Annotated in this window: 22 protein-coding genes and 1 tRNA gene; 15 read left to right on the top strand and 8 right to left on the bottom strand. The window is 49.9% G+C overall.

Annotation, left to right across the window (positions count from 1 at the left end; translation table 11 throughout):
- Positions 1-206: 206 nt before the first annotated feature.
- The 6 genes from nadD to ACUVQO_RS00780 all read left to right on the top strand — a co-directional run bounded on the left by nadD (position 207) and on the right by ACUVQO_RS00780 (position 7,320).
- Positions 207-884 (top strand): nicotinate (nicotinamide) nucleotide adenylyltransferase, encoded by a 678-nt coding sequence (nadD, locus tag ACUVQO_RS00805; protein WP_445923994.1) that lies wholly within the window; start codon positions 207-209, stop codon positions 882-884.
- Between the two features lie 162 nt (positions 885-1,046).
- Positions 1,047-2,066 carry a type I glyceraldehyde-3-phosphate dehydrogenase gene (locus ACUVQO_RS00800; RefSeq protein WP_445923993.1) on the top strand — a complete coding sequence of 340 codons (1,020 nt, stop codon included), beginning with the start codon at positions 1,047-1,049 and terminating at the stop codon, positions 2,064-2,066.
- Positions 2,067-2,607: 541 nt separating this feature from the next.
- Positions 2,608-3,246 carry a YqiA/YcfP family alpha/beta fold hydrolase gene (locus ACUVQO_RS00795; protein ID WP_445923992.1) on the top strand — a complete coding sequence of 213 codons (639 nt, stop codon included), beginning with the start codon at positions 2,608-2,610 and terminating at the stop codon, positions 3,244-3,246.
- A 78-nt stretch (positions 3,247-3,324) separates the two neighbouring features.
- Complete coding sequence (locus ACUVQO_RS00790) at positions 3,325-4,914, top strand: DEAD/DEAH box helicase family protein (protein WP_445923991.1); 1,590 nt, start codon at positions 3,325-3,327, stop codon at positions 4,912-4,914.
- A gap of 657 nt (positions 4,915-5,571) precedes the next feature.
- A complete protein-coding gene (locus ACUVQO_RS00785; RefSeq protein ID WP_445923990.1) occupies positions 5,572-5,895 on the top strand; it encodes a hypothetical protein in 324 nt (107 codons plus the stop codon).
- A gap of 69 nt (positions 5,896-5,964) precedes the next feature.
- On the top strand, positions 5,965-7,320 hold the full coding sequence (locus ACUVQO_RS00780; RefSeq protein ID WP_445923989.1) for a cytochrome P450: 1,356 nt from the start codon (positions 5,965-5,967) through the stop codon (positions 7,318-7,320).
- Between the two features lie 93 nt (positions 7,321-7,413).
- On the opposite strand, the gene ACUVQO_RS00775 is transcribed toward ACUVQO_RS00780, so the two are convergent.
- From ACUVQO_RS00775 to murA, 4 genes are all read right to left on the bottom strand, one after another.
- Positions 7,414-7,812 (bottom strand): phage holin family protein, encoded by a 399-nt coding sequence (locus ACUVQO_RS00775; protein WP_445923988.1) that lies wholly within the window; start codon positions 7,810-7,812, stop codon positions 7,414-7,416.
- A 32-nt stretch (positions 7,813-7,844) separates the two neighbouring features.
- Positions 7,845-8,036, bottom strand: coding sequence for a YqaE/Pmp3 family membrane protein (locus ACUVQO_RS00770; protein ID WP_445923987.1), 192 nt, complete (start codon positions 8,034-8,036; stop codon positions 7,845-7,847).
- Between the two features lie 221 nt (positions 8,037-8,257).
- Positions 8,258-9,130 carry a M48 family metallopeptidase gene (locus ACUVQO_RS00765; protein ID WP_445923986.1) on the bottom strand — a complete coding sequence of 291 codons (873 nt, stop codon included), beginning with the start codon at positions 9,128-9,130 and terminating at the stop codon, positions 8,258-8,260.
- A 220-nt stretch (positions 9,131-9,350) separates the two neighbouring features.
- Positions 9,351-10,730, bottom strand: a complete 1,380-nt coding sequence (gene murA, locus ACUVQO_RS00760; RefSeq protein WP_445923985.1) for a UDP-N-acetylglucosamine 1-carboxyvinyltransferase — start codon at positions 10,728-10,730, stop codon at positions 9,351-9,353.
- Between the two features lie 181 nt (positions 10,731-10,911).
- On the opposite strand from murA, the gene ACUVQO_RS00755 reads away from it, so the two are divergent.
- Positions 10,912-10,995 (top strand) — tRNA-Leu (locus tag ACUVQO_RS00755).
- A gap of 135 nt (positions 10,996-11,130) precedes the next feature.
- A complete protein-coding gene (locus ACUVQO_RS00750) occupies positions 11,131-11,937 on the top strand; it encodes a TrmH family RNA methyltransferase (protein ID WP_445923984.1) in 807 nt (268 codons plus the stop codon).
- Here the strand turns inward: ACUVQO_RS00750 and ACUVQO_RS00745 are convergent.
- Complete coding sequence (locus ACUVQO_RS00745; protein WP_445923983.1) at positions 11,906-12,148, bottom strand: hypothetical protein; 243 nt, start codon at positions 12,146-12,148, stop codon at positions 11,906-11,908. The genes ACUVQO_RS00750 and ACUVQO_RS00745 overlap by 32 nt on opposite strands.
- A gap of 211 nt (positions 12,149-12,359) precedes the next feature.
- Here ACUVQO_RS00745 and lpdA point away from each other — a divergent pair, with 211 nt between their 5' ends.
- From lpdA to ACUVQO_RS00720, 5 genes are all read left to right on the top strand, one after another.
- Positions 12,360-13,793 carry a dihydrolipoyl dehydrogenase gene (gene lpdA / locus ACUVQO_RS00740; RefSeq protein ID WP_445923982.1) on the top strand — a complete coding sequence of 478 codons (1,434 nt, stop codon included), beginning with the start codon at positions 12,360-12,362 and terminating at the stop codon, positions 13,791-13,793.
- Between the two features lie 191 nt (positions 13,794-13,984).
- The gene (trpC, locus tag ACUVQO_RS00735; protein WP_445923981.1) at positions 13,985-14,863 is read left to right on the top strand and encodes an indole-3-glycerol phosphate synthase TrpC; all 879 of its coding nucleotides are present in this window, start codon (positions 13,985-13,987) and stop codon (positions 14,861-14,863) included.
- 131 nt (positions 14,864-14,994) lie between these two features.
- Positions 14,995-15,228, top strand: a complete 234-nt coding sequence (locus tag ACUVQO_RS00730; RefSeq protein WP_445923980.1) for a DUF5340 domain-containing protein — start codon at positions 14,995-14,997, stop codon at positions 15,226-15,228.
- Between the two features lie 169 nt (positions 15,229-15,397).
- Positions 15,398-16,519, top strand: a complete 1,122-nt coding sequence (locus ACUVQO_RS00725) for a hypothetical protein (RefSeq protein ID WP_445923979.1) — start codon at positions 15,398-15,400, stop codon at positions 16,517-16,519.
- 404 nt (positions 16,520-16,923) lie between these two features.
- Positions 16,924-18,501: a polysaccharide biosynthesis protein gene (locus ACUVQO_RS00720; protein ID WP_445923978.1), complete on the top strand. Its 1,578-nt coding sequence runs from the start codon at positions 16,924-16,926 to the stop codon at positions 18,499-18,501.
- Between the two features lie 139 nt (positions 18,502-18,640).
- On the opposite strand, the gene pdxH is transcribed toward ACUVQO_RS00720, so the two are convergent.
- From pdxH to serA, 3 genes are all read right to left on the bottom strand, one after another.
- Entirely contained in the window at positions 18,641-19,285 is a 645-nt protein-coding gene (gene pdxH, locus ACUVQO_RS00715; RefSeq protein ID WP_445923977.1) for a pyridoxamine 5'-phosphate oxidase, read from the bottom strand.
- Positions 19,286-19,374: 89 nt separating this feature from the next.
- Complete coding sequence (gene prmA / locus ACUVQO_RS00710; RefSeq protein WP_445923976.1) at positions 19,375-20,289, bottom strand: 50S ribosomal protein L11 methyltransferase; 915 nt, start codon at positions 20,287-20,289, stop codon at positions 19,375-19,377.
- A 160-nt stretch (positions 20,290-20,449) separates the two neighbouring features.
- Complete coding sequence (gene serA / locus ACUVQO_RS00705) at positions 20,450-22,033, bottom strand: phosphoglycerate dehydrogenase (RefSeq protein WP_445923975.1); 1,584 nt, start codon at positions 22,031-22,033, stop codon at positions 20,450-20,452.
- 236 nt (positions 22,034-22,269) lie between these two features.
- On the opposite strand from serA, the gene ACUVQO_RS00700 reads away from it, so the two are divergent.
- A complete protein-coding gene (locus ACUVQO_RS00700; RefSeq protein WP_445923974.1) occupies positions 22,270-22,776 on the top strand; it encodes a hypothetical protein in 507 nt (168 codons plus the stop codon).
- Positions 22,777-22,910: 134 nt separating this feature from the next.
- The gene (locus tag ACUVQO_RS00695; protein ID WP_445923973.1) at positions 22,911-23,078 is read left to right on the top strand and encodes a hypothetical protein; all 168 of its coding nucleotides are present in this window, start codon (positions 22,911-22,913) and stop codon (positions 23,076-23,078) included.
- Positions 23,079-23,092: the final 14 nt, after the last annotated feature.

The raw sequence follows: 23,092 nt of genomic DNA, 5'->3' as shown, positions 1-23,092 counted from the left end.
TTATACCACCCCTTTGTTTTTTTGCCAATAAATGAAAACCCGGCCTGAGAAGGATATTGAGTATCTAAACACCGAACTTAAGGTTTGCTCAGATATTTTCTAAACTGGTGCTCCAAAAATCTCAATTACCTTTAAACCAAGTCCAGCTAGAGGACTGGAGTTTTTTCACGAGATCAACTACGGTTTTGAACTTGGATAAGGTTTAAATGGTCTGTGGGGGGAATATGCCTTTGCAGAAAATAGGGATTTTCGGGGGGGCTTTCAACCCCGTTCATTGGGGCCATCTTCTTGTTGCAGAAACGGCTTTGAGTCAATTTGAACTGGATCAGGTTCTATGGGTAACGACCTACCAGCCGTCTCATAAAAGAGCAAGCAGTTTGCTGGACTTTAAGCATCGGCTTGCTATGGTGCAGCGGGCGATCGCGGATCATCCTAATTTCACCACTCCAGATATTGCCTCAGAACCAAAAGAACCTTCCTACGCCATCTCTACGTTGCTGGAACTTCAGCCTCTTTATCCCCTTACAGAGTGGTACTGGATTATTGGCATAGATGCCTTTCAGAACTTACCTCGGTGGCGAAGTAGTGAGGAGGTTGCAGCTCAATGCACCTGGCTAGTTGCCCCCCGCAATCATTTAGATGCCATAACACTATGTCAGCAGGTTGCCACCCAGCTATCGGCTCATTCCTTGCCATTCCGCTGGCAGTTGCTCTCAATGCCTCAGAACCAAGTGTCCTCCAGCTTAATCCGACACTATTGCCAGATAGGGCGATCGCTGCGCTATCTGGTTCCTGAACCAGTCAGGGAGTATATTACCGTCCATCAGCTTTACCAAAGTTCGGAGACCGGGGATGCCTTTCAGGACAACGGCAAGAATTTTTAGCTAAACGTGGCTCTCAGGTCAAAATCTTGAAATAAAGTCATCAAGGGAAACAGGGGCATTTCCTTAAGAAAAAATGAGCATAGAGAATTGTTGCATGGGGATCCCCTGGCACCGTATGATTTCTATATTGACTAGGTATTTATCTACAGAGGGCAAGACGCAGTGATTAGAGTAGCGATTAACGGCTTCGGGCGCATTGGGCGTAACTTCGCGCGTTGCTGGCTGGGCAGAACAAATAGTCAAATAGAATTAGTTGCTATTAACGACACCTCCGACCCCAGAACCAATGCCCACCTATTGAGATATGACTCAATGTTGGGTAGGTTGTCAGACGACGTACAGATCAGCGCTGATGATAATAGCATCACTCTTAACGGCAAAGTTGTTAAATGTACGTCCGATCGCAATCCCGAAAACCTCCCCTGGAAAGAGTGGGAAATCGACCTAATCATTGAATCGACTGGAGTTTTTACCAGCAGGGAAGGGGCCGCCAAGCATATCAATGCTGGAGCCAAAAAGGTGCTAATCACGGCTCCCGGTAAAAACGACGACGGGACGTTTGTGGTCGGTGTGAATGAAAAGGATTACGACCACGCCAAGCACCACATTATCAGCAATGCCAGTTGTACCACGAATTGCCTCGCGCCCATTGCCAAAGTGCTGAATGACAACTTCGGTATCATCAAGGGCACCATGACTACAACCCACAGCTACACCGGAGACCAGCGGCTTCTGGATGCCAGCCACCGGGATCTGCGGCGTGCCCGTGCTGCCGCGATGAATATTGTCCCCACCTCTACTGGTGCCGCTAAAGCCGTGGCTTTGGTACTCCCCGAACTAGCTGGAAAGCTGAACGGGATTGCTCTGCGGGTGCCTACTCCCAACGTCTCTGTCGTGGATTTGGTGGTTCAGGTAGAAAAGAGTACGATCGCAGAACAGGTTAATGAAGTTCTGAAAGCTGCTTCTGAAGGCGAGATGAAAGGAATTATCAAATACTGTGATCTGCCTTTGGTATCCAGTGACCATGCGGGTACCAATGAATCCTCCATTGTTGATGCGGCTCTTACAATGGTGATGGGTGGAGACATGGTCAAGGTTGTGGCTTGGTATGACAATGAATGGGGCTACAGTCAGCGGGTTGTTGATCTGGCTGAAGTTGTGGCTCAAAAGTGGGTCGCTTGAGCAAATCCCTAATCACTAAATCGAAAATTCATCCAACCCTTTTATTTCGGCAACTCTCAGGAGTTGCCTTTTTAGTTGAATGGCAAAGTAGAGATGTTCCGGCGGCACGTCTCTACCAATATCTGGTGTTGAAAATATGGCAGTTTAGCAAGTTGTCAGAGTCAAATAGGGAAAAGTACTGTTGTCCCAACTATGTCAGCTATCCCTATTGCAACGATGTCAGATGACTCTGGAGAATAGCTTGTCAATCGGTATCAGCTTCAGCTCATTCCTGTTCTCATACCTTGAGTTTGACGCTGGCCCCAGAAAACTGCCGAAAACTAGGATTTTGGATTCTGCAAAGCCGTTCTCTGCCTGCTGGATCGCCTGCTGCCAGCAGACAGATATTAGAGGCAGAATATGAAAGACTAAAGCGCCAGATTGAAGATGAATGTAATAAAGATAAAGATCAATTTAACTCGTAGTCCTGCAAACTGTGAAATGGTTTGAGGATTGCTACAGTCGAGCACTGGAACTCTTTGCACTGTCCACAGAGGGAATCATGTCACAGTTTATCTATCTTCACGGTTTTGCCTCCAGTCCGGAATCGACCAAGGCGAAGGACTTGTGCGATCGCTTTGCCCAACTTCAGATTCCCCTTGCCATCCCTGACTTGAACCAGAACGATTTCACCCATCTCACCCTCACCCGCCAGTTGCAGCAAGTAGAATCCGACTTTCCCCCAGCCCCGGAACCTGTGACCCTGATTGGTTCTAGCTTTGGCGGACTGACTGCCGCCTGGTTAGGCCAGACCCAGACCCAGGTAGAACGGCTAATTTTGCTGGCTCCCGCCTTTAGCTTTCTGTCTCACTGGTTGTCTCAGTTAGGAGAACAACAGGTGCAGCAATGGCAAAGGGAAGGCTTTTTACCCGTCTATCACTACGGGCAGGAAAAAATGTTGCCGATCAGCTATCAGTTTGCTGAAGATGCGGCCCAATACCGGGAATCCGAAATTGTCCGCCCGGTGCCAACGTTGATCATTCACGGCAAGCGGGATGAAGTGATTCCCATCCAGGCCAGCATTGAGTTTGCCAGCGATCGGCCCTGGGTAACGCTGGTGCAGATGGACAGTGATCACGCTTTAACTGATGTGCTGGATGAAAGTTGGCAACTGATCCGTGAATTCTGTCAATTGTCCTGAAGTCTGTAATTGTCCCGCCCTTAAGGTAGATTTGATATCTGATTAATGCGTTTGTACTTCCTTAAGGAGCAGCCTCAGATGCAGGCGGAACGGCCCCAATCTCCGTTACCTCCCCCGGCCTTGCGGTCCTATCAGAATCAACTGATTAAGGATCTGTACATTAAATTGGGTCAGGGCTATCGCCGGGTTGCCATCATTGCCGGAACTGGAGCGGGGAAAACCGTGATTGGGGGCAAGATCTGTGCAGATACGGCTACCCGTGGACTGCGCCTGATGTTTCTAGTGCATCTGGATGTGCTGGTGGGCCAGACTTACCAGAAAATGCAGGCATTTGGGTTGCGGTGCGGCTTCATCAAGGCGGGATGGCGTGAAGACCCAGAGGCTCCGATTCAGATTGCCAGCATTCAAACGATGGAAAAGCGCTCCTGGTGGCGGAACTGGCGTGCGGATGTGGTGTTTTTTGATGAGGGACATACGACCGTCTTCAGTCAAATTGGCCAGGAAATTATTTACCGCACTCACGCTCAGGCCATCCATTTAGCCATGACGGCGACCCCCTATCGCCTGGGAAGAGAGCAATTGGGCGATCACATGCAAACCTTTGTCGCCTCACCCGTTCCAGCAGAACTGCAACGATTGGGCTACCTGGCCCCGATGGAATATTACGGGGTTCCGGTAGACTCCCAGATCCAGTTGAATGGCGTGCGAACGGTGGCTGGAGATTTTGATGAGCGGGATTTGAAAAATGCCTGCGATCGCCCCGAACTAGTACAGCGGATTGTGGAAGAATGGCACCGGCTGACCCCTGGCAAACGGACGATCGCCTTTTGTGTGGATATTGAACATGCCCGTCACGTCGCCGAAGCCTTCACTGCCTCTGGAGTGTCAGCCGCCGTGGTGGATGGTAGCACTCCGATTAGAGAGCGGCAACGGCTTTACCGTCGGCTAGGGGCAGGAGAACTATTGGTGCTCACCTCCTGCAATGTGATCAGCATTGGCTTTGATGAACCGAGTGTGGAAGTTGGATTGCTATTACGTCCCACTCAATCCCGCGCCCTGCACTTTCAGCAAATTGGTCGCTTGATGAGAATTTCTCCCTCCACGGGAAAAACCTGCGGCATTGTGTTAGATCAGGCCAATAACCTGCATCGCCTTGGCTTTCCCGAAGATGTGAAAGAGTATCGTCTGCCCAGCAGTCAAGAACCCGGAGACCATCCAGCCTCGCCAACCAAACAATGTCCCAATTGCAATCGCCTGATGTGGGGCTTTGTCATGATCTGTCCGAGTTGTGGCTATATCTGGAAAACAGAACCGCAAATCGTTACGGATACCCTGGTGGAAGTTTACAGCGAGGAACTGTTACGCCAACGAGAACTGCGGAAAATGTACAACTTCTTTCGGGAACAGCGGCAAAAGAACTTCCGCGAGGGTGCTTCCCCGAATTGGACGAAACGAGTGTTTTTTGAACGGTTTAACTGCTCCCCCGATCCCTCCTGGTGCCTGGGTGCCATTTTTGGGGATGTCCCTACGTTGGAGGACAAGTACGCTTACCGGGATTATTTATTCCGAATCGCCAAGCACCAGGGCAAATCGATCGTCTGGGTAATCGAAGAATTTCAGCAAGAATTTGGCCCCGGAAACTGGAAGGAAATTTTTTTTGAAACCTGAATCTTAGAGGATGTTTTAAAGGCCTGTCTCTTTGTCACCTTGGCGACTGAAGTCGTGGCTATACGGAGAAAACCTGCCGATGCAGGTTACTAAAAACCTTGATTTTATTGAGTCTGCGTCGGCAGACTGGGTGAATGTAGTTGCGGTTTTAACCGCCGGATACTTTTCTTATATACATCGGGTTTCGTGGCTCAAAACAGCTTTAAGGCGTTGGGTTTCATGCTTCAACCTAACCTGCTACCGATTTAAACAGTTTTTAGGGCAGATCGATGGATTAGCAGGAGGGGGTTGCGCCGTTAAATGAACATTAGAAGCAGCAGGATTAATCCCTAAACTGGCTTCTTACAGCACCTGCCGGGGTCACAATTTAATCTAGTGTACGAAGGTGTCTTAGCCCACTTCTTGAGGGGTACTTAAGGAAGATCGGAGGCTCAATATATTCTCGTAAAGAAATGGTAAATATTACAGAGCATTTACGGAGGAGTGGAACCTGGGAACTCGATCGCGGTCATTGTCACTACGGATAGCAGACAGCTTGATTCAGCCGTCATTATCCGGGCTTAAGCTCCGCGTAAGGTATAAACTCTACGCTCCCTGTTGAACCTCGTGACTAACATGATCAGCATCAATAGACACATGAGGGTTCTAACAATTCCTATGAACACATCATCAACTTCAGTGCATCCATCTCTTAATCCTCTACCGACTGCCACGCCTTCTACCAGTCCATCCTCCTCTGCAAAACCTAAATCCAGTCCACCTCCTCAGCCCGCTAAAGTCACGGTTGATGTCATCACCTCTACCGATCCGTCCTCCTCTCCCAAAACCAAAGCCAGTCCATCATCTCAACCTGCAAAAGTCACGGTTGAAATTCCCGCTACTTCGCCGCTGCCCATTGATCCCTTCGACCCAACCTGGATTAAGTTGTGGGAACAGGTTGGCCCCATCAGTTACCTGGGTCTCCTGTGCTTGTTTGTCTAGTTGCTGACTCGCCTGGTACAAACCGTAAAAGGGAAATAAACTCTAACTGTTGCAAGTAGATTTCCCACAATGACACGATCGCCTTCTTCTAGTTCGTTCCCTTTCCCTCCTGGCAATCTGGGTCTACCGTTGATTGGTGAAACAGTTAGCTTTTTGCAAGATCCCGACTTTGCCAATAAACGCCACAAACGATATGGAGACATTTTCAAAACCCGTTTATTTGGTAGTCCAACCGTCTATTTATCCGGTGCTGAAGCGGTTCGCTTTGTGTTGTTAAATGAAGATCGGTATTTTGTGAACCGTTGGCCTCCCAGTACCAGTACCCTTCTAGGCCCAGCATCCTTAGCGGTGCAAAAGGGCAGTGAACACCAACAGCGCCGGAAACTGCTGGCCCAGGCTTTTCAACCGCGAGCACTAGTCAGCTATATTCCAACCATGGTGGCCATGACTCAGCATTATTGCGATCGCTGGGCACAACAAGGCACTCTTACCTGGTATCCCGAACTGCGAAACTACACCCTGGATATTGCCTGCAAGTTGATTGTAGGAATTGAGGCTGGATCAAAAACATCCTTTGGCGAATGGTTTGAAAGCTGGGTGGGTGGGCTGTTTTCCGTTCCATTGCCATTCCCCTGGACGAACTTTGGTAAAGCCCTCCGTAGTCGTCAGTTATTGCTGCGTGAGATTGAGCGCATTATCAAAGATCGGCAAAGTCAGCCGGATATGGGGCAAGATGCATTAGGGCTGCTGATTCAAGCTCAGGATGAGGAAGGAAATCGCCTCGGTATTGAGGAATTGCAGGATCAGATTTTGACTTTACTGTTTGCAGGACATGAAACCCTGACTTCAGCGATCGCCACCTTCTGCCTGAGAGTAGCCCAACATCCCACCGTGTTAACCAAACTTCGGATTGAACAGGCGCAATTTCAGCCCAACCAACCCCTGACCCTGGAATCCTTAAAGCAGATGGAATATTTGGAACAGGTGCTGAAAGAAGTACTGAGAATCCTGCCGCCTGTGGGGGGTGGGTTTCGTGAGGTGATTCAGACCTGCGAAATCAACGGATATACCATTCCCAAAGGCTGGTCTGTTTTGTATGAAATCGGCAGAACCCATCAAGACAGCCAGATCTACCCCAAGCCCAAAGAATTTAACCCGGAGCGATTTGCCACGACAGGCGGCACCGACAAAGTAAAACCATTTAGCTACGTGCCGTTTGGTGGTGGCGTTCGAGAATGTTTAGGCAAGGAATTTGCTCGACTAGAGATGAAAATTTTTGCTGCCCTGCTTCTGCGAAATTACGAATGGACATTACTCCCTGAGCAAAATCTGGATTTCGTCATGGTTCCCACTCCTCGGCCCACTGATGGCCTCAAGGTACAATTCCGTCCGATTCCCAACGGACAAAGGACTAATGACCAATGATAACTACCCCTGCTTTCCAGCAAAAAAACCACGACAGACAATCTACCGTGGTTTCTTTCAACTCAGTTGATTTGTTTTCATGGACACGAGACTTTATTGGCCAGCTTCCAGGGGGGTCTTAGCTTGGTCTGCCGGTAAGCGGCCAAACCCTTTTTCCAGAAAGTATTTGTTCAGGAAGGTGGTTGCCAGAGACAAGATAACGGGGCCGAGAATCATGGCCAGTAAACCGTGTACTGCAAAACCAGGAACCAGGAGCGAGGCTAACCAGAAGCACACGCCATTCACCACCAGCGAGAAGGCTCCTAGCGTTAGGAAATTGATAGGCAAGGACAGAAACGATAGAGCAGGTTTCACCGTGCCATTGACCAATCCGATCGCGAGGGCAGCCAGCAGGGCAGCGGGGAAGGTGGCAATGTCCACTCCGGGAACCGCCAGATCAACAATGAGCAGACCCAAGGCACTGATCAACGTGGTCAGAAAGAATCCAAACATAATGTCCTCCTTAAAGGGATGAGAGAGTTAACCTACACGGAACCAGGTTGCTGATGCAGTTTTTCTTCGTGTTTGGCGATCGCCCAAACCGCGTGAATGCTGCCGGGAACCCAACCCAGGAACGTCAGCAGAATATTAATCAGCAAGGTCGTACTCAACCCATAGGTCAGAAAAACTCCCACCGGCGGCAGCAGAATACCCAGAGCCAAACGAATCAGTTTCATAATTTGACCTCATATAGCTAGAAGCAACTTTTTCCGAGCGACTGTTGCAAGCTCAGATCTGGAGAGGTTTTCAGGGATTTCGCAACCCTTTTCAACCACATCTTAATCCTCGCAAAGTCATGGTCAAATTACCGGTGTTGAAAACCCCAATATTTACCGTAACATTCCCACCCGTTTGAGATTTAAACCAAGTTTGGCAGTTCTTTGGGAGTGCTTTGTCCCTACCAATTTCGCCAACCTCCTTTAGACTTGACCTCGCCATTATGGGAGATAGGGCGGCTTTCCAGTAAAGCTTGATACGCTTGGCTGGAAGACCAGCGATCGATCTCCCGCGCCCGTAATACTGGAACCGGATGGGTGAGTTGAGCAGTCATCGCCTGTTTCAGCAGCTCGCCGATCTGGTCTTTACTGATCTCGTCATAGGCTCTGGCTTGGGCTAGAAAGGCATCCAGATTCAGTTGACTGGCTAAGGTGGGTGAACCACCAGCTAGTTTCATCAGGACGGATGCTACCACTCTAGGATTTTGGGTCGCCAGTAAAGCTGCCCGATCGCAGCTAAACTCAGCACAGCGTACCCATTCCAGTAACTGGGTTTGGAGGGCCTGCGCGACTCCTGCCCCCCAGGGAAGTTGACCTGCGGCTAATACCAGCAGATTGGCCAGCGTCAAATATACCCCATGCTCACACTTCAAGTGTCCCAGTTCGTGGGCAATCACCGCCTGAATTTCGTCTGGCGTTAATAACTCCAGCAACGAGGTATGTATTACAATGAACGGCTGCTTGCCGCGCATCGCAAACGTATAAGCATTGGGAACTGGATGTTGCCGGACGTACAGTTGGGGTGGTTCCAGGTCGAGAATCTGACAGGCATCTAACAACAGCTTGTGCAGCTCAGGAAGTTGTTGCTCCCCCACCAGCACACTGGAGGCAATATTCTCTAAATAAAAGAATTGCTCTGCCAGTGGGCCTAATAGATTGCGAACCATCACATCCAAACCTGGCAACTGCTTTAAATTTGCAGTCGCTTCTAAGTCAAGCGGGTGCCGGAAGTGATCCGCTCGCAAACCAATCAGAGGCGTTTTGAGGAGAGACATAGGGCAGTCAGGTGCAGACAGAACGAATTGACTGAACCCTACCTTAACATTGAGCCGTTCTGGTCAATCCATCGTCAGTATAGCGAGATTGTAGTATCTACAGAAGTAATTTCTTGGCTCAGAAATCTTCTGAGAGTTACAATCTCATCATGTCCCAGTTGTAGGATGTGTGAGGCGTTAGCTGTAACGCATCGCAGGGATTGTAGTTTCGTGCACAGCCCTAAGTCTTTAAAGCAGGATCTTTGCTGGAGTCAGAACTGACTTTGACTCGCTGTAAGCGGGCACCTAGTTTCTGCAATTTCGTTTCCAACTGCTCGTAGCCGCGATCGAGGTGATGTAGCCCCTGAATCGTAGTCTTACCGTTGGCTGCCAGCCCTGCCAGAACTAAAGCCGCAGAAGCCCGCAAATCAGTCGCCACGACTGGAGCACCGGAGAGCATAGGAACTCCCTGAATAATCGCGTTGCATCCTTTCAGACGAATATTCGCTCCCATGCGGTTCAGTTCTGCCACGTGGCGCAGGCGATTTTCAAAAACGGTTTCCGTGATCACGCTATTGCCTTCACTGAGGGCCAGCAAGGCCATGAATTGAGCCTGCATATCGGTTGGGAAGCCAGGGTAGGGCAGAGTTTCAATATCAGTGGCCCGGTTGCGATCGCTGGGAATGAGACGCAGACGATGGGGGGCTTCCGTAATCACCTGGGCACCGACCGCTTGCAGTTTGGCGATGACTGCCGTTAAATGATCCGGCACGACAGGAGACAAACTAATCTCTGAGCAAGTAATGGCTCCAGCTACCAGAAAGGTTCCGGCCTCGATGCGATCGGGAATAATGCTGTAGTCCGTGGAATACAGGCTGGGCACGCCGGAAATCGTGATGGTATTGGTGCCAGCCCCCCAGATTTTGGCACCCATTGCACGACAGAAATTGGCTAAATCTGCAACTTCAGGTTCCTGAGCCGCATTCTCAATGATGGTTTCTCCATCCGCCAGTGTTGCAGCCATCATCAGTGTTTCAGTGGCTCCCACACTGGGATAATCCAGATAAATTTTGGCTCCCTTCAGCCGTTTGCTGGCTCCTCTCACATAGGCATTAACCATGCCGTGATCAATTTGCACTTCGGCACCCATTGCCTGCAATCCTCGCACATGCAGATCAACGGGACGTGCCCCGATCGCACAGCCTCCTGGCAAAGGAACTCTCGCGACCCCCAACCGGGCTAATAAAGGGCCAATCACAAAGAAACTGGCTCGCAGTTGGCTCACTAACTCATACGGTGCCCGGGATTCTCCAATCGAGGAAGCATTCAGGGTCAGGCAATCACCCTGCCGTTCCAGCTTTACCCCCAATGCCCTCAGAATTTCACCCATGCGGCCCACATCCACCAGGGATGGTACATTCCGCAAACGGCACTCTTGAGGACACAGTAAGGCACCGGCCATCAAAACCAGTGCCGAATTTTTGGCCCCACTGATGGTGACATGACCGCTGAGCCGTTGCCCTCCTAAAATCTCCAGGATGGCAGAATCCTCTTCTGAGGCCGCTAAGGTGTTGGGTAGGTTAGAAGTGAAAGTAATGGCTTTGCCCTCCTGCATTAACATCAAACTCTGAATTCGGTCTTGATTCTACAGGAAAGAATTAAGCCGTCCCAATTTTTTTATTTTTTCTACTTGTGGATAGAAAATCATTCGCTCGAAAATTTGTCACTTTATTGCCTCAAGGTGATTGACAGATGCTCACAAGTATCTGAAGATTATGAATCGCGGGTTACACCGTGCGTCAGCGGAACTGGCGGAATTGGTAGACGCGCTAGATTCAGGTTCTAGTGTCAGCAATGACTTCCGGGTTCAAGTCCCGGGTTCCGCATTACTCAATCCTTTTGAATGACTGTCCTGACGATTGGCAAGGCTGAGGTTTTTAGGTACAGATTCTGCAGGAATATTTTAAAAAACTTATCATTCGTTTAAATTCGTAACAAAATTTCAATCAAACCAGTCCTCTATGCTCACCAGTCTGCAAAATCCTCTCGTCAAACAGATGCGAAAGTTGCATCGAGCGAAGGAGCGACGAGAACAGCAGGTATTTTTGGTGGAAGGTACCCATCTGGTGGAGGCGGCTTGTGCAGCTAATAGATCGCTCGTTACCGTCTGCTGCACTCCGGAGTGGTCACACCAGCATCCAGACTTGTGGCAGCAGATCGAGCACCGGGCCAAACGGATTGAGTTCGTCAGTTCAGAAGTGTTGCGGGCGATCGCTACCACGGTGGAACCCGACGGAATCGTCGCCACTCTGGAACGTTCCTCGACCCCGGCCCCCACCTTTACCAGCTTGGGAATTGTCCTGGAAACAATTCAAGATCCTGGCAACCTGGGCACCATCATTCGAACGGCGGCGGCGGCTGGCACAGAAGGGATCTTACTGAGTCACGATAGCGTCGATCTAGATCATCCCAAGGTGCTGAGAGCCTCCGCAGGCCAATGGTTTCAACTGCCAATGGCCGCCAGTGATCATCTGCCCCAGGATATCCGACAATACCAGCAGCAAGGAATGCAGGTAATCGCCACCTTGCCGACAGCCGCATTGACCTACTGGGAAGCGGACTTTCGGCAACCGACCCTGCTGTTGTTGGGTAATGAAGGGGCTGGTTTATCCCCCAGCATGGAGTCTTTAGCCGATGTGGCGGTGCGGATTCCGCTGGCTTCTGGTGTGGAATCGTTGAACGTGGCGATCGCCGCTGCCCTGATCCTGTATGAAGCGAAACGGCAGCGGGAGTGCCCTACCCCTGCTCAGTCTGCCGCTGTTGAATAAATTGTTCAATATCTGCGATCGCCTCTTCCCAGACACTCAGGTCAAATTGGACAGCGCGATCGGTCACAAGTTCAGGAGTTGGCTCTGGACACAGGGCTTGCGGTGACTTGGATGGTTCCTGGGTGGATTCCAGCGTTTGTTGTAACTGGTCAAGCGACTGCTTAAAAGCTTCGGCAGCGGCTCGTCGTATGTCTTGCTGTGGTTGACCCATAAGCTGGACTCCAAACGAGGGTGAAATAAACCAGTTCCAACCACTGGCGAGGTTGAAGGCTATATGTGTACTTACAATAGGTCGTCCCTATAATCCGTATCTACAATAGTCCACCTGGCTTAAAATGCCCAATGCCAGCCGATTCCTTGCAAAAGTTGTCTGATGAGCGCCTTCCGACCGAAAATAGGGAGGATTAAGTCAGGAGAAACTTGTGAGTGAGACATTTGATTACGATTTACTAATCATTGGAGCCGGAGTTGGTGGTCACGGTGCGGCGCTCCATGCGGTGAGCTGTGGGTTGAAGACGGCTATTGTCGAAGCCGGAGACATGGGGGGAACCTGCGTGAATCGGGGCTGTATCCCTTCTAAAGCTTTGCTGGCCGCTTCAGGACGGGTCAGGGAATTGCGAGATACCCATCACTTAAAGTCCCTGGGAATTCAGTTGGAGTCTGTTTCGTTTGATCGTCAGGGCATTGCCGATCACGCCAACAGCATTGTCACCAAGCAACGAGATGCCCTGGTCAATAGCCTGAAGCGATTAAGTGTAGAGACAATTCACGGCTGGGCCAGAATTGCCGGGAAGCAAAAAGTCTCAGTCGAAACAAAAGAGGGCAACAAAATCATTACGGCCAAGGATATTATTCTCGCTCCCGGTTCAATTCCCTTTGTCCCACCCGGTGTAGAAATCGACCACAAGACCGTGTTCACCAGCGATGATGCGGTGCGCTTGGAATCCCTGCCGGACTGGATCGCGATCGTCGGTAGCGGCTACATTGGCCTGGAATTTGCCGACATCTACTCGGCGCTGGGCTGTGAAGTGACCTTGATCGAAGCCCTAGATCAGCTGATGCCAGGATTCGACCCCGACATTGCCAAACTGGCCCAGCGCGTCCTGATTACTCCGCGTGATATTGAAACCCGCGTCGGCATGTTGGCGAAACGAGTCATCCCCGGCTCTCCGGTCGTGATTGAACTGGCCGATGCCAAAACCAAAGAGGTAGTCGAGGTACTGGAAGTAGATGCCTGCTTAATTGCCACAGGCCGCACTCCTTACACCAAAGATTTAGGCTTGCAATCCGTGGGCGTAGAGTTGGATCAGCGAGGATTTATTCCAATCAATGACCACTTAGCCGTGGTAAAGAAAGGTAAAGCCGTTCCCCATCTGTGGGCGATCGGTGATGCCACAGGCAAGATGATGCTGGCTCATACGGCCTCGGCTCAGGGGGTGGCCGTGGTGGAAACAATCTGTGGGCGACCCCGTGAAGTGGATTATCACAGTATTCCTGCCGCGGTCTTCACCCATCCAGAAATCGGTTTTGTGGGCATGACCGAGCCTGCAGCCCAGGAAAAAGCCAAGGCGGAAGGGTTTAAGGTGGGAGTGGCTCGTACCTACTTCAAGGGCAATGCCAAGGCGATCGCAGAAGGGGAAACAGAAGGCATGGCTAAAGTCATCTACCGCACCGATACCGGGGAAGTGTTGGGGGTTCATATTTTTGGTCTGCATGCCTCCGACTTGATTCATGAAGCAGCTAGCGCGATCGCTCAGCGGCAATCCGTCAACTCCCTCGCCTTTCTGGTGCATACCCATCCCACCCTCTCAGAGGTGTTGGATGAAGCCTACAAGCGGGCGATCAAAGCGCATTAAGGGATAAGAACAAATTAAGGTGCAATTCTTGGGCAGGGGCAAACAGCCGTTCGTCCCTACAGAGAATCGATCCAGAGCAGGTTACTTAATTGGCTCTCCTAAAGCCATTCTGAGCATTTACATGCCGTTATTCTTTAGAGTTAGGCTACGCTATCAGATACATCTCTTTACTCCTTCGTTTACACTACTCTATGCAGATCCGTCGCCGTCCACCCAATCCCGCTGTTGCTGTTCAGGAATTGCGGTATCAAGTGCGTGTACCTGATGCCAAACCACGCCATATTCTAGAGGAAATTGTCTGGCAGAAGGAATCCGAAGTCGATCAGCTGCGGGAATTTTTACCTTTACAGGAATTACGCCGCAAGGTTCAGGACGTGCCGCCTGCCCGGAATTTTCTGCAGATACTCAAGCAGGGCAAAACTCGACCTGCGGTGATTGCAGAGGTAAAAAAAGCCTCTCCCAGCAAAGGGGTGATTCGGGAAGATTTTGACCCAGTGGCGATCGCCCGCTCCTACGAGCAAGGGGGAGCAACCTGTCTCTCTGTTCTGACCGACAAGCAATTCTTTCAGGGCAACTTTGAGTATCTCAAGCAAATCCGGCAGGCGATCGACCTGCCGTTGCTCTGTAAGGATTTCATTATTTATCCTTACCAGATGTATTACGCGAGGCTGCATGGGGCAGATGCTGTGCTGCTGATTGCGGCCATTCTCTCGAATAAAGATTTGCAATACTTCCTCAAAATCGCGGCAACGTTAGGATTGACTCCCCTGATCGAAGTTCATACTCTGGCAGAACTCGATCGGGTGTTGGCCTTGCAGGATGTATCTTTGATCGGCATCAACAATCGTAACTTAGAAGATTTTTCGGTTGATATAGAAACTACCCGCATCCTCCTGACAGAGCGCCAGAGCCAGATGCAACGTCGAGACATTGTAGTGGTCAGTGAATCGGGACTTTTTACCTCTCAAGATCTCCAGTATGTTGCTCAGGCAGGAGCGCAGGCCGTTTTGATTGGCGAATCTTTGATCAAACAACCCGATCCGGGTCAGGCTTTAGCCAACCTTTTTTAGGTTGCAACTAGACCAGGTTCAGCTAGAGAACGGTCGTTTTCCACTTAGAGAAACTCCGGTTCTAGACTTGGACAAGGTTTATTTTCGTTTCTTCGTTGATCTATCTTGAGCAAGGTAACCTCGGCTTCATCATGGAACCCATCCCCCTTCCCTCTCATATTCACTACGAGTTGCTCCTACAACTTCTGGAACGGCAGACGATGCATGCCGTCAATGGCAAATCTGATGTTCAGGAGCAGGTGCAGCAATTGATTATTACGCTGCGGAAAGCCCTGGCTCAACAAAAGCATCTGGAAGAAACCTGTGCGCGGCTACAACTGCCTGTGGATTATCGATGGTCGCTTGAACAAGCTGGAAGAGAATAATCCAACTTCTAAAGATTTCTTGAGTTTAAGTCAGGAGCAAATTGGAAGTCAGTAAAATATCCAGAATTTTGACACAGATGGTCGTTCATGATTTGTTGTGAACGAAAACTTTTCTATATCAAGAGTAATTTGCTAAGGTAGCATCTTAATGACACTTGGGAGGTTCTGAGTGGCTGAACCGGGCTTACCGGATAGTGCCTTATTGCCGGAGAATCGCTTTCACTCAGAGAAGGCAGATTCTGTGGCCGAGTCTGTGATGACTGAATTAAGCGAGTTGCGATCGCAGGTACGGGGGCAAACTGAGCGGATTCACCATCTGGAAAAGGCTCTCGATCAATCCCTGGCCTTTCAGGAAGAACTCCGCTCTCAGTTGGCAAATCAGCAATTTCTGGAATCCCAATTAGCCTCCACGGAAGAAATTGCCAACATACAACAGCAAGCCATCACTCAACTCAAGCAACAACTAGCGCAGCAACAACAACGATTCGCCGCCCAGCAAGGGGAAACTGAACAGAGCCACCCTCAGGATACCTCCTCCCAGTCTTGCTCCCCCTCGCCTCGGTGCAAAGATCCGTTGCCCCATCCCTGTGCAGCAAGTGGAGGTGGGCATGGTATTGCGGAACAACTCAGTCTTTTAGACCAGACCACCCTGCTAGACCAGGCCAGCTTTCCAGACCTGATGCAGAAATTGACTGAGCAAGAAGCCTCGATTCACCAACTGGAAACCGAACTGCATCGCGCTCATATTGCTTTGCAAGAGCAGCAAGCTCTGATTGATGCCTTCCAGGCTTATACCGTAAGACGGTCGGTAGGTGACCTTGCAGACTTTTCTCTGGAAGGAGAGTTATTTGCGGCTTATTGCAAGATTCAGGAATTAGAAACTCAACTTTCAAAACAGACTACAGCTCAGGCAATGTTGCAACATACCTGTCAGGAGCTAGAGCAAATCCGCGATCGCTATCAAATCCGCATTACTGAACTAGAAGCTCAGGCGGCTGTGATGCAGGAGCAAATTCTCAAGCAAGCCCAACAGTCCAGTGAGTATGAAACGGCTGTGCAACATTGGAAAGACCGTTACCACAGTCTGCAAAGCTATCTCGCTCGGATCAAACAACTGCTGGAACAATTTCTTCCCAATCCACCTGCACCTGTCGCAGAACTACTGACTACCTTACAAACGGTAACCAGTAATACTACGGAAGAACCTATTGCTCCATCAGTCTCCCGCAGCCCCAGAATCGACCTCCCTGATTTCCTGATTCGTCGCCATCGCTACCGAGCTCGCCCTTAAGAGGATGTTTTAAAGGCCTGTCTCTTTGTCACCCTGGCGACTGAAGTCGCGGCTATACCGAGAAAACCTGCCGACGCAGGTTACTGAAAACCTTGATTGTATTGAGTCTGCGTCGGCAGACTGGGTGAGTGTAGTTGCGGTTTTAACCGCCAGATACTTTGCAAACTTTTCAAACGCCCTCTAAGATTTGCATTACTTCTCCCAGAATTTATTTACCTTAAATGCCAGATTTTACTTACTCCAAACAAAGGAATTCCGTGAATTTATGGAATCTTAGTTTAAGGAAATTTCCCTTAAAGAGTTAGTTAGGTTAAGGCTGGTTTATTGCCAGGAAACATGGCTCCAGATCTAAACTTTGGGAATCATGTCATGAAGCAGCTTCACCTCATTTGTGAGCCTAGCCAATGCAAACTACACCATTAACCGGCAGCGAAATCATTCGTCAGATCCAGCAACTGGTACCTCCTGGCAGTCCAGAACCTCAAGATCCTGAAATTCTGGCCCAACTACAAGAATTGACCCAGGCGCTGATTCAAGACTATGAAGACTCTGGCCGCTTGCAAGGTGACCCCTTTAACGAAGCCTGGACACGGTCTCTCTATCTTTATGAAGCTGAAGTGCGATCGCAACTTCAAGGAAAAACGGTGCTGGTGACTGGCGGAGAAGGTTGTGTCGGGCACCAGTTGATTCAGAAATTGGTTACCCTGGGAGCTGAGCGAATTATTTCCGTTGATAATGCCCGCTGTGTTGATGGAAAAACTCCAGCCCCGCTTGCAGGTATTGCCCCAAATGTCACCCTGCACGCGATCGATGTGCGGGATTACGATGCCTTAAAACAAATTTTTGAAATAGAAAGGCCAGATTTGGTGTTTCACCTGGCCGCCATTCGGATTCCAGGTGTGGCTGAAAAAATCATTCTGACAACTGTAACCACCAATATTTTTGGTACACAAAATATCATTCAACTGTGTGAAGAATTCAATGTTGAGCAGTGTATTTTCTCCTCAACCGGAAAAGCTTCTCGCTATTGGACAGGTGAGGTGTATGCCGCCAGCAAGAAGGTGTGTGAATGGTTGTTTGCCCACGCGGCTCAAACAGGGAAAGTGCGCTATGGCATGGTGCGCTTCACCCACATACTGGACAACAGTTCCATGATTGAGCAAATCACCAGCAAGGTGGAGCAGGGTAGACCAGTTAACATCCATGCACCTGAACGCTATGTAGCTGGCCAAAATGTAGGTGAAGCCGTACATCTGCTCTTGAATTCCCTGATTCTCTCCCGGACTGAGCAACTGATCTTTGTCCTGGTGCGGAGCCTGGGATGGCCAACGGAAAGTCTGGAAGTGGCGTTGCACATGATTCAGCAATCTGGGAAGAATCTGCCCATTTACTTCCAGGGCATTCCTGTTGGCTACGAAGAATCCTTCTTCCTGGGACAGGTGGATTGGAGCAAGCAAACGGAAATCAATACCCTGATTAATGCTCTGGAAACCTGGTATGCCTCCAGCATCAGTTCCTCCGGAGACATGATTGTAGCGGCCACGATTCCCTTCTCGTCCGCCGTTTTAACCCAACAACTGGCTGATTTAAGAACACTGGCCGATGATCTGCAAACTCCCCAACCAGACATTAAACAGAAGTTGGCAGAAGTAGTTTGGGAAGTTTCCAAATCTTCTATGCGCCTGGCCACTCCTCAGCAATTGTTGCACATCTTGCAGTGGGGGATGAACCTGAAACAGTATCAACGAGGCGAGTTTTCGCTAGCTCCCTACAAACCATTCATTGAATTGGTGGTTCAGAGCCTTTACGATCGCCTCTGTGTGCAAGTTCTAAAAGATTGCCAGGTTTCTATGTCTAAATTTGCAACGATGCTTTCAGTCCTGGCTACCTTCCCAACTCTAGCCCAAGAAGTTGCCTATATGCAAAGAATTCTGGAGCTAAATACCAAGGAACTGGAACTCATCAGTCGTAAAAATGCATAGGGTGGCTAACAACGTGCTCCACAATTGGTGATCCACCATCAAATCCTGATTACGGCATCTGTAGGGGTTGGTTTGTAAACAGTTCGTGTGCACTGAACTCACATGACTGACTAAACCAGCCCCCACTAATTCCCATTCTTTAGGGAGCCAATCGTTCAAGGATCCAGTGGTGATTATCCAGGCGATACCGCAGGCGATCGTGCAGACGGCTGGGACGGCCCTGCCAAAATTCGATCATGTGGGGAATGACGCAATAACCACCCCAATGGGGAGGCCGAGGAATTTCTTGATTCTGGTATTGCTGGTTGAGTTCTGCCAAACGCTGCTCTAAAACCTCACGACTGGCGATCACCTGGCTCTGATTAGAAACCCAGGCTCCTAACTGACTCTCACGGGGACGACTATGAAAGTAGGCCACAGTTTCCGCATCTGAAACTTTTTCGACTGTTCCCTCAATCCGCACCTGACGTTCTAATGCTTGCCACAAGAACACTAGGGCAGCCTGGGGATTCTCCGCTAACTCCTGCCCTTTGTGGCTTTCATAGTTGGTGAAAAAGACAAAGCCACGATCGCTGACTCCTTTGAGCAACACGATCCGGGCAGAAGGAATCCCATCTTTAGTTGCTGTTGCCAGAGTCATGGCATTGGGCTCGAGAATATCTGCGGCCAGAGCCTGTTCAAACCAGAGTTGAAATTGCCGTATCGGATCTGGATCCACATCTGCTTCTGTGAGTTGAGCACGAGTGTACGTGAGACGCAGGTCAGCGATAGAAGGAGTGGTCATGGTTGCCTAAGTTAAGAGTTTTAAGTTTTGAGCTTTCAGTTGTAAGTTGGTTCTACATTAAGCACTTAAAACTTAAAATTCAAAACGCTCTACGATCGCCGGATATTCAAACAGCACCAATCCTGGCGTTTCCAAAGGGCAGTGACGTACCAGCCATTGGCTTCCAGGGTGTCGGCAACGGGCTTGGCTTGATCCAGTAAGATGCCACTCAAAGCTCCCCAGGTGGTGGGTTTGACGATCGCAGTCCAATGGGGAATCAAATCGATGATGATGTCAGCCAGAATGTTGCAGACAATGCCATCAACGGGGCCATTGGTCATTTCAATTAAGCGCTCAATGCTGCCTTGATTAACGATCAGACGATCGGGGGCAATGCCATTGAGTTCCCGGTTTTCCAGGGTTGCTTTGACGGCCAGGGGATCGGTATCAACGGCATAGACGCGATCGGCTCCCAGCAGGAGAGCGCCGACCGAGAGAATACCAGAGCCGCAGCCGATATCAGCAATCACAATCTGCTCTGCTTCAGGGTCGTGCTTTGCCATCGAGCGATCGGCCAATCGCATTTCCAGCGCTTCCAGACAGAGGCGAGTGGTGGCGTGATCCCCGGTGCCAAAGGCAACTCCGGGTTCCAGGCGCAGTAACAGACGCTCTGATGTGTCAGGAATGGGCAACCAGGCGGGATAGATTAACAGGTGATCGCCGACTTCTTGTGGTTGCCAGTGAACTTTCCAACTGCTGGCCCAGTCTTCTTCATCGATCAGATGCCATTCTACACCTGGAACGGGGAGTCCAACGCATAGCGCATCTTGCCGAAGCAGCAGAGCCAGGGCTGCCAGATCCAGCAGTTGCACCTGGATTTGCGACAGGTAAGCCCGTACTCGGAAAAATGCTCCCTTTCTTTCACTACAGGTGCCTCGGCAGCCAAAGCGATCTAGCCTCCAAAAGATTGTGTCTTCTAGAGCCGGATCCCCCAGAATTTGAATTTCCCACCAGCTATTGGCCATGCAGCTATCAGTTATGAGGTGTGAGGAATGAGTGATGGAAATTAACTGACACTCAACACTCAACACTCATAAACCAAGTTCAGTAAACCAAGTTCAGCTAGAGAACTGCAGTCTTCCTATAGAAAAAACTACGGTTCTGGACTTGGAAAAGGTTTAACTTTTACAACGTAACAGTGTAAGCGTCCCGGATCCCGGCAACCTTGAGAATTTCATCCAGAATTCCTTCCGGCAGGGGATCATCGATGCTGAGAACCATCACCGCATCTCCTCTGACAATTTTACGACCCACCTGCATACTGGCGATATTGACATTGAAACTGCCCAGCAGAGAACCAATTTTACCAATGATCCCCGGCATATCCCGGTGCATCGTAAACAGCATGTGGCGGTTGGGTGGAACGTTAACTGGGAACTCATCCACACTGGTAATCCGAATTTCCCCGTCTCCCAGCAAGGCTCCAGCTACGGAGTGTTCCCCTAAAGCCCCCTTAGCCGATAACTGTAGCGATCCTGTGTAGTCTCTAATCGAGGCATCGCGGGTTTCAATCACACGAATGCCGCGTTCTTTGGCTTCCAGGCTGGCGTTGACGTAATTCACCCGTTCCTGTAAGGCATGGGATAGCAAACCTTTCAGTGCAGCGATGACGATCGGCTGGCTTTGATTCGTGGCCAGTTCCCCCTGTAATCGGATGTTGAGAGATTCCACCCGCCCCCCCGCTAACTGAGCGACTAAATTGCCCAGGGTTTCGGCCAGTTGCAGATAGGGTCTGAGTTGTTCCAGTAAATCAGGACGCAGGCCAGGAATATTGACGGCAGAGCGAGCGGGTAAGCCAAGTAACACATCTCGAATTTGTTCAGCGACATCGATCGCCACATTAATTTGAGCTTCCTCCGTTGACGCGCCCAAATGAGGAGTCAGCAGCAATTCCTTACCCAGTTGGCGCAGTACAGAATCTTCTTCCAGAGGCTCTTTGGAAAACACATCCAATGCGGCTCCGGCAATTTTGCCCTGTTTCAGCGCTTCAGCGATCGCCTGCTCATCCACAATCCCGCCTCTGGCGCAGTTGATAATCCGTACCGTCGGCTTCATTTTGGCAATGGAGTCGGTATTAATCAAATTGGTGGTTTCAGGGGTCTTGGGCAGGTGTAGGGTGATGTAATCCGCTTCCTGCAACAAAATATCCAGTTCGACCAAACGGCACCCCAGTTGTTCGGCTCGTTCATGAGAAATGAAGGGATCATAGGCCAGCAGTTTCATGCCCATTGCTCGCGCGACGTTGGCCACATGAGCGCCAATCTTACCCAGGCCCACAATTCCCAGGGTCTTTTTATAAACTTCAACACCCATGAAGCTCTTGCGATCCCACTTGCCGCTTTTCACGGATTGGTTCGCTTCAGCGATGTAACGGGACATGGCTAACATCATCGCCAGGGTGTGCTCGGCTGCGGCAATGGTATTGCCCTCCGGCGAGTTGACAACCACAATTCCTTTGCGCGTCGCTTCGGGCACATCAACGTTATCTACGCCAACTCCAGCGCGACCAATAATCTTCAGTTGAGTCCCGGCCTCAATGACTTCTTTTGTAACCTGAGTCCCCGATCGAATCATCAACGCATCGTATTTCGGGATTATCCGAATCAGTTCTTCGGGCGTCAGCTTAGTTTGCACATCAACCTGAGCAACCTGGGACAGGATATCAATTCCTGCCTGGTCAATGGGATCAGAAATAAGAACCTTAGGCATAGCAAGTGGATAGGAAATCGACTTTTTACAATACGGCATTTTGGTAGCGATCGCAGGAACTTGCTCTTTTTTTTAATCTGGATTGGTCATTAGCCATCGGTCACGGCTCAATGAGTGGCTGTTCGCAGTAGACAAATGACCAGGAACGAATAACAAAGAACAAATCAAAACTGAGCATTCCAATCCTTGATACCCTAAATAGTGGTGCAATGAGACTACGGGAGAGATTGGCAAGCATGAATTATCTTGTTGCAGTATTGAGAGATCGCAGTCAGGCAGAGGCAGCTTTTTCAGCGTTGGCGGAAGCGGGGCTACCGATGGCGGAAGCGGCTATTTTGGGCCAGGGATATAAAAGTGCCGATGAGTATGGTCTCCTTGATCCCAAGGAACGAGCCGGACGCTTAGCTAAATTAATGTCTTTCTGGCTGATCCCCTTTGGCTTCCTGGCAGGGCTTACCTTCAGCTTGATCACAAACCTGAATACTTTTTCCTGGGCCGGTGAGATTGGCAATCATGTGATCGGGGGTCTGTTGGGAGCAGTTTCTGGAGCACTGGGAAGTTTTTTTGTAGGTGGTGGAGTAGGTTTAACGTCTGGAAGCGGAGATGTTATCCCTTATCGCAATCGTCTCAAGGAAGGAAAATATTTAATCGTCTTTAAAGGATCAGAAGCTTTGACTCGAAAAGCTACCGGGATCCTGCGCCAATTTAAGCCTGAAAACCTGCAGGGGTATAGTGAAGCTTAGAGCTTACAGCGGCATTGCAGCCCAGGTGTGATCATTATTACGGAATCGCTTCTGGCACATCACTCATATTTTAGGCATCGGTGGTCGATAACTATAAGTACCCGCTCCCTTCCTGAAAATGTGTGAGGCGTTCTATGACTAACTCTGTCACCACCAAACGCGCCGTCATTCTTAACGCGATTGCCATTACTACTGCGCTTGCTGTTATTTCTGGCTACTCCCCTTTGCACCAGTTTCCTCTGAATCAGGTGCAATCACTGTTACAGTCTAATCCGCTATTTAACCTAACTTCTGGGCGATAAGTACTACCGTCATT

Source organism: Leptodesmis sp. (assembly GCF_052746595.1).
Note: the sequence above shows the minus strand (reverse complement) of the source record. Positions and strands in the feature narration are given on the sequence as shown.

Coding starts and splice junctions, on each gene's coding strand:
- ACUVQO_RS00775 (WP_445923988.1), bottom strand. CDS start 7,812: ATGTTTGGATTCTTTCTGACCACGTTGATCAGTGCCTTGGGTCTGCTC.
- nadD (WP_445923994.1), top strand. CDS start 207: ATGGTCTGTGGGGGGAATATGCCTTTGCAGAAAATAGGGATTTTCGGG.
- ACUVQO_RS00780 (WP_445923989.1), top strand. CDS start 5,965: ATGACACGATCGCCTTCTTCTAGTTCGTTCCCTTTCCCTCCTGGCAAT.
- ACUVQO_RS00720 (WP_445923978.1), top strand. CDS start 16,924: ATGCAAACTACACCATTAACCGGCAGCGAAATCATTCGTCAGATCCAG.
- pdxH (WP_445923977.1), bottom strand. CDS start 19,285: ATGACCACTCCTTCTATCGCTGACCTGCGTCTCACGTACACTCGTGCT.
- murA (WP_445923985.1), bottom strand. CDS start 10,730: ATGTTAATGCAGGAGGGCAAAGCCATTACTTTCACTTCTAACCTACCC.
- ACUVQO_RS00695 (WP_445923973.1), top strand. CDS start 22,911: ATGACTAACTCTGTCACCACCAAACGCGCCGTCATTCTTAACGCGATT.
- ACUVQO_RS00795 (WP_445923992.1), top strand. CDS start 2,608: ATGTCACAGTTTATCTATCTTCACGGTTTTGCCTCCAGTCCGGAATCG.
- serA (WP_445923975.1), bottom strand. CDS start 22,033: ATGCCTAAGGTTCTTATTTCTGATCCCATTGACCAGGCAGGAATTGAT.
- trpC (WP_445923981.1), top strand. CDS start 13,985: ATGCAGATCCGTCGCCGTCCACCCAATCCCGCTGTTGCTGTTCAGGAA.
- ACUVQO_RS00700 (WP_445923974.1), top strand. CDS start 22,270: ATGAATTATCTTGTTGCAGTATTGAGAGATCGCAGTCAGGCAGAGGCA.
- ACUVQO_RS00765 (WP_445923986.1), bottom strand. CDS start 9,130: ATGTCTCTCCTCAAAACGCCTCTGATTGGTTTGCGAGCGGATCACTTC.
- ACUVQO_RS00730 (WP_445923980.1), top strand. CDS start 14,995: ATGGAACCCATCCCCCTTCCCTCTCATATTCACTACGAGTTGCTCCTA.
- ACUVQO_RS00770 (WP_445923987.1), bottom strand. CDS start 8,036: ATGAAACTGATTCGTTTGGCTCTGGGTATTCTGCTGCCGCCGGTGGGA.
- ACUVQO_RS00785 (WP_445923990.1), top strand. CDS start 5,572: ATGAACACATCATCAACTTCAGTGCATCCATCTCTTAATCCTCTACCG.
- ACUVQO_RS00745 (WP_445923983.1), bottom strand. CDS start 12,148: ATGGGTCAACCACAGCAAGACATACGACGAGCCGCTGCCGAAGCTTTT.
- ACUVQO_RS00750 (WP_445923984.1), top strand. CDS start 11,131: ATGCTCACCAGTCTGCAAAATCCTCTCGTCAAACAGATGCGAAAGTTG.
- ACUVQO_RS00790 (WP_445923991.1), top strand. CDS start 3,325: ATGCAGGCGGAACGGCCCCAATCTCCGTTACCTCCCCCGGCCTTGCGG.
- prmA (WP_445923976.1), bottom strand. CDS start 20,289: ATGGCCAATAGCTGGTGGGAAATTCAAATTCTGGGGGATCCGGCTCTA.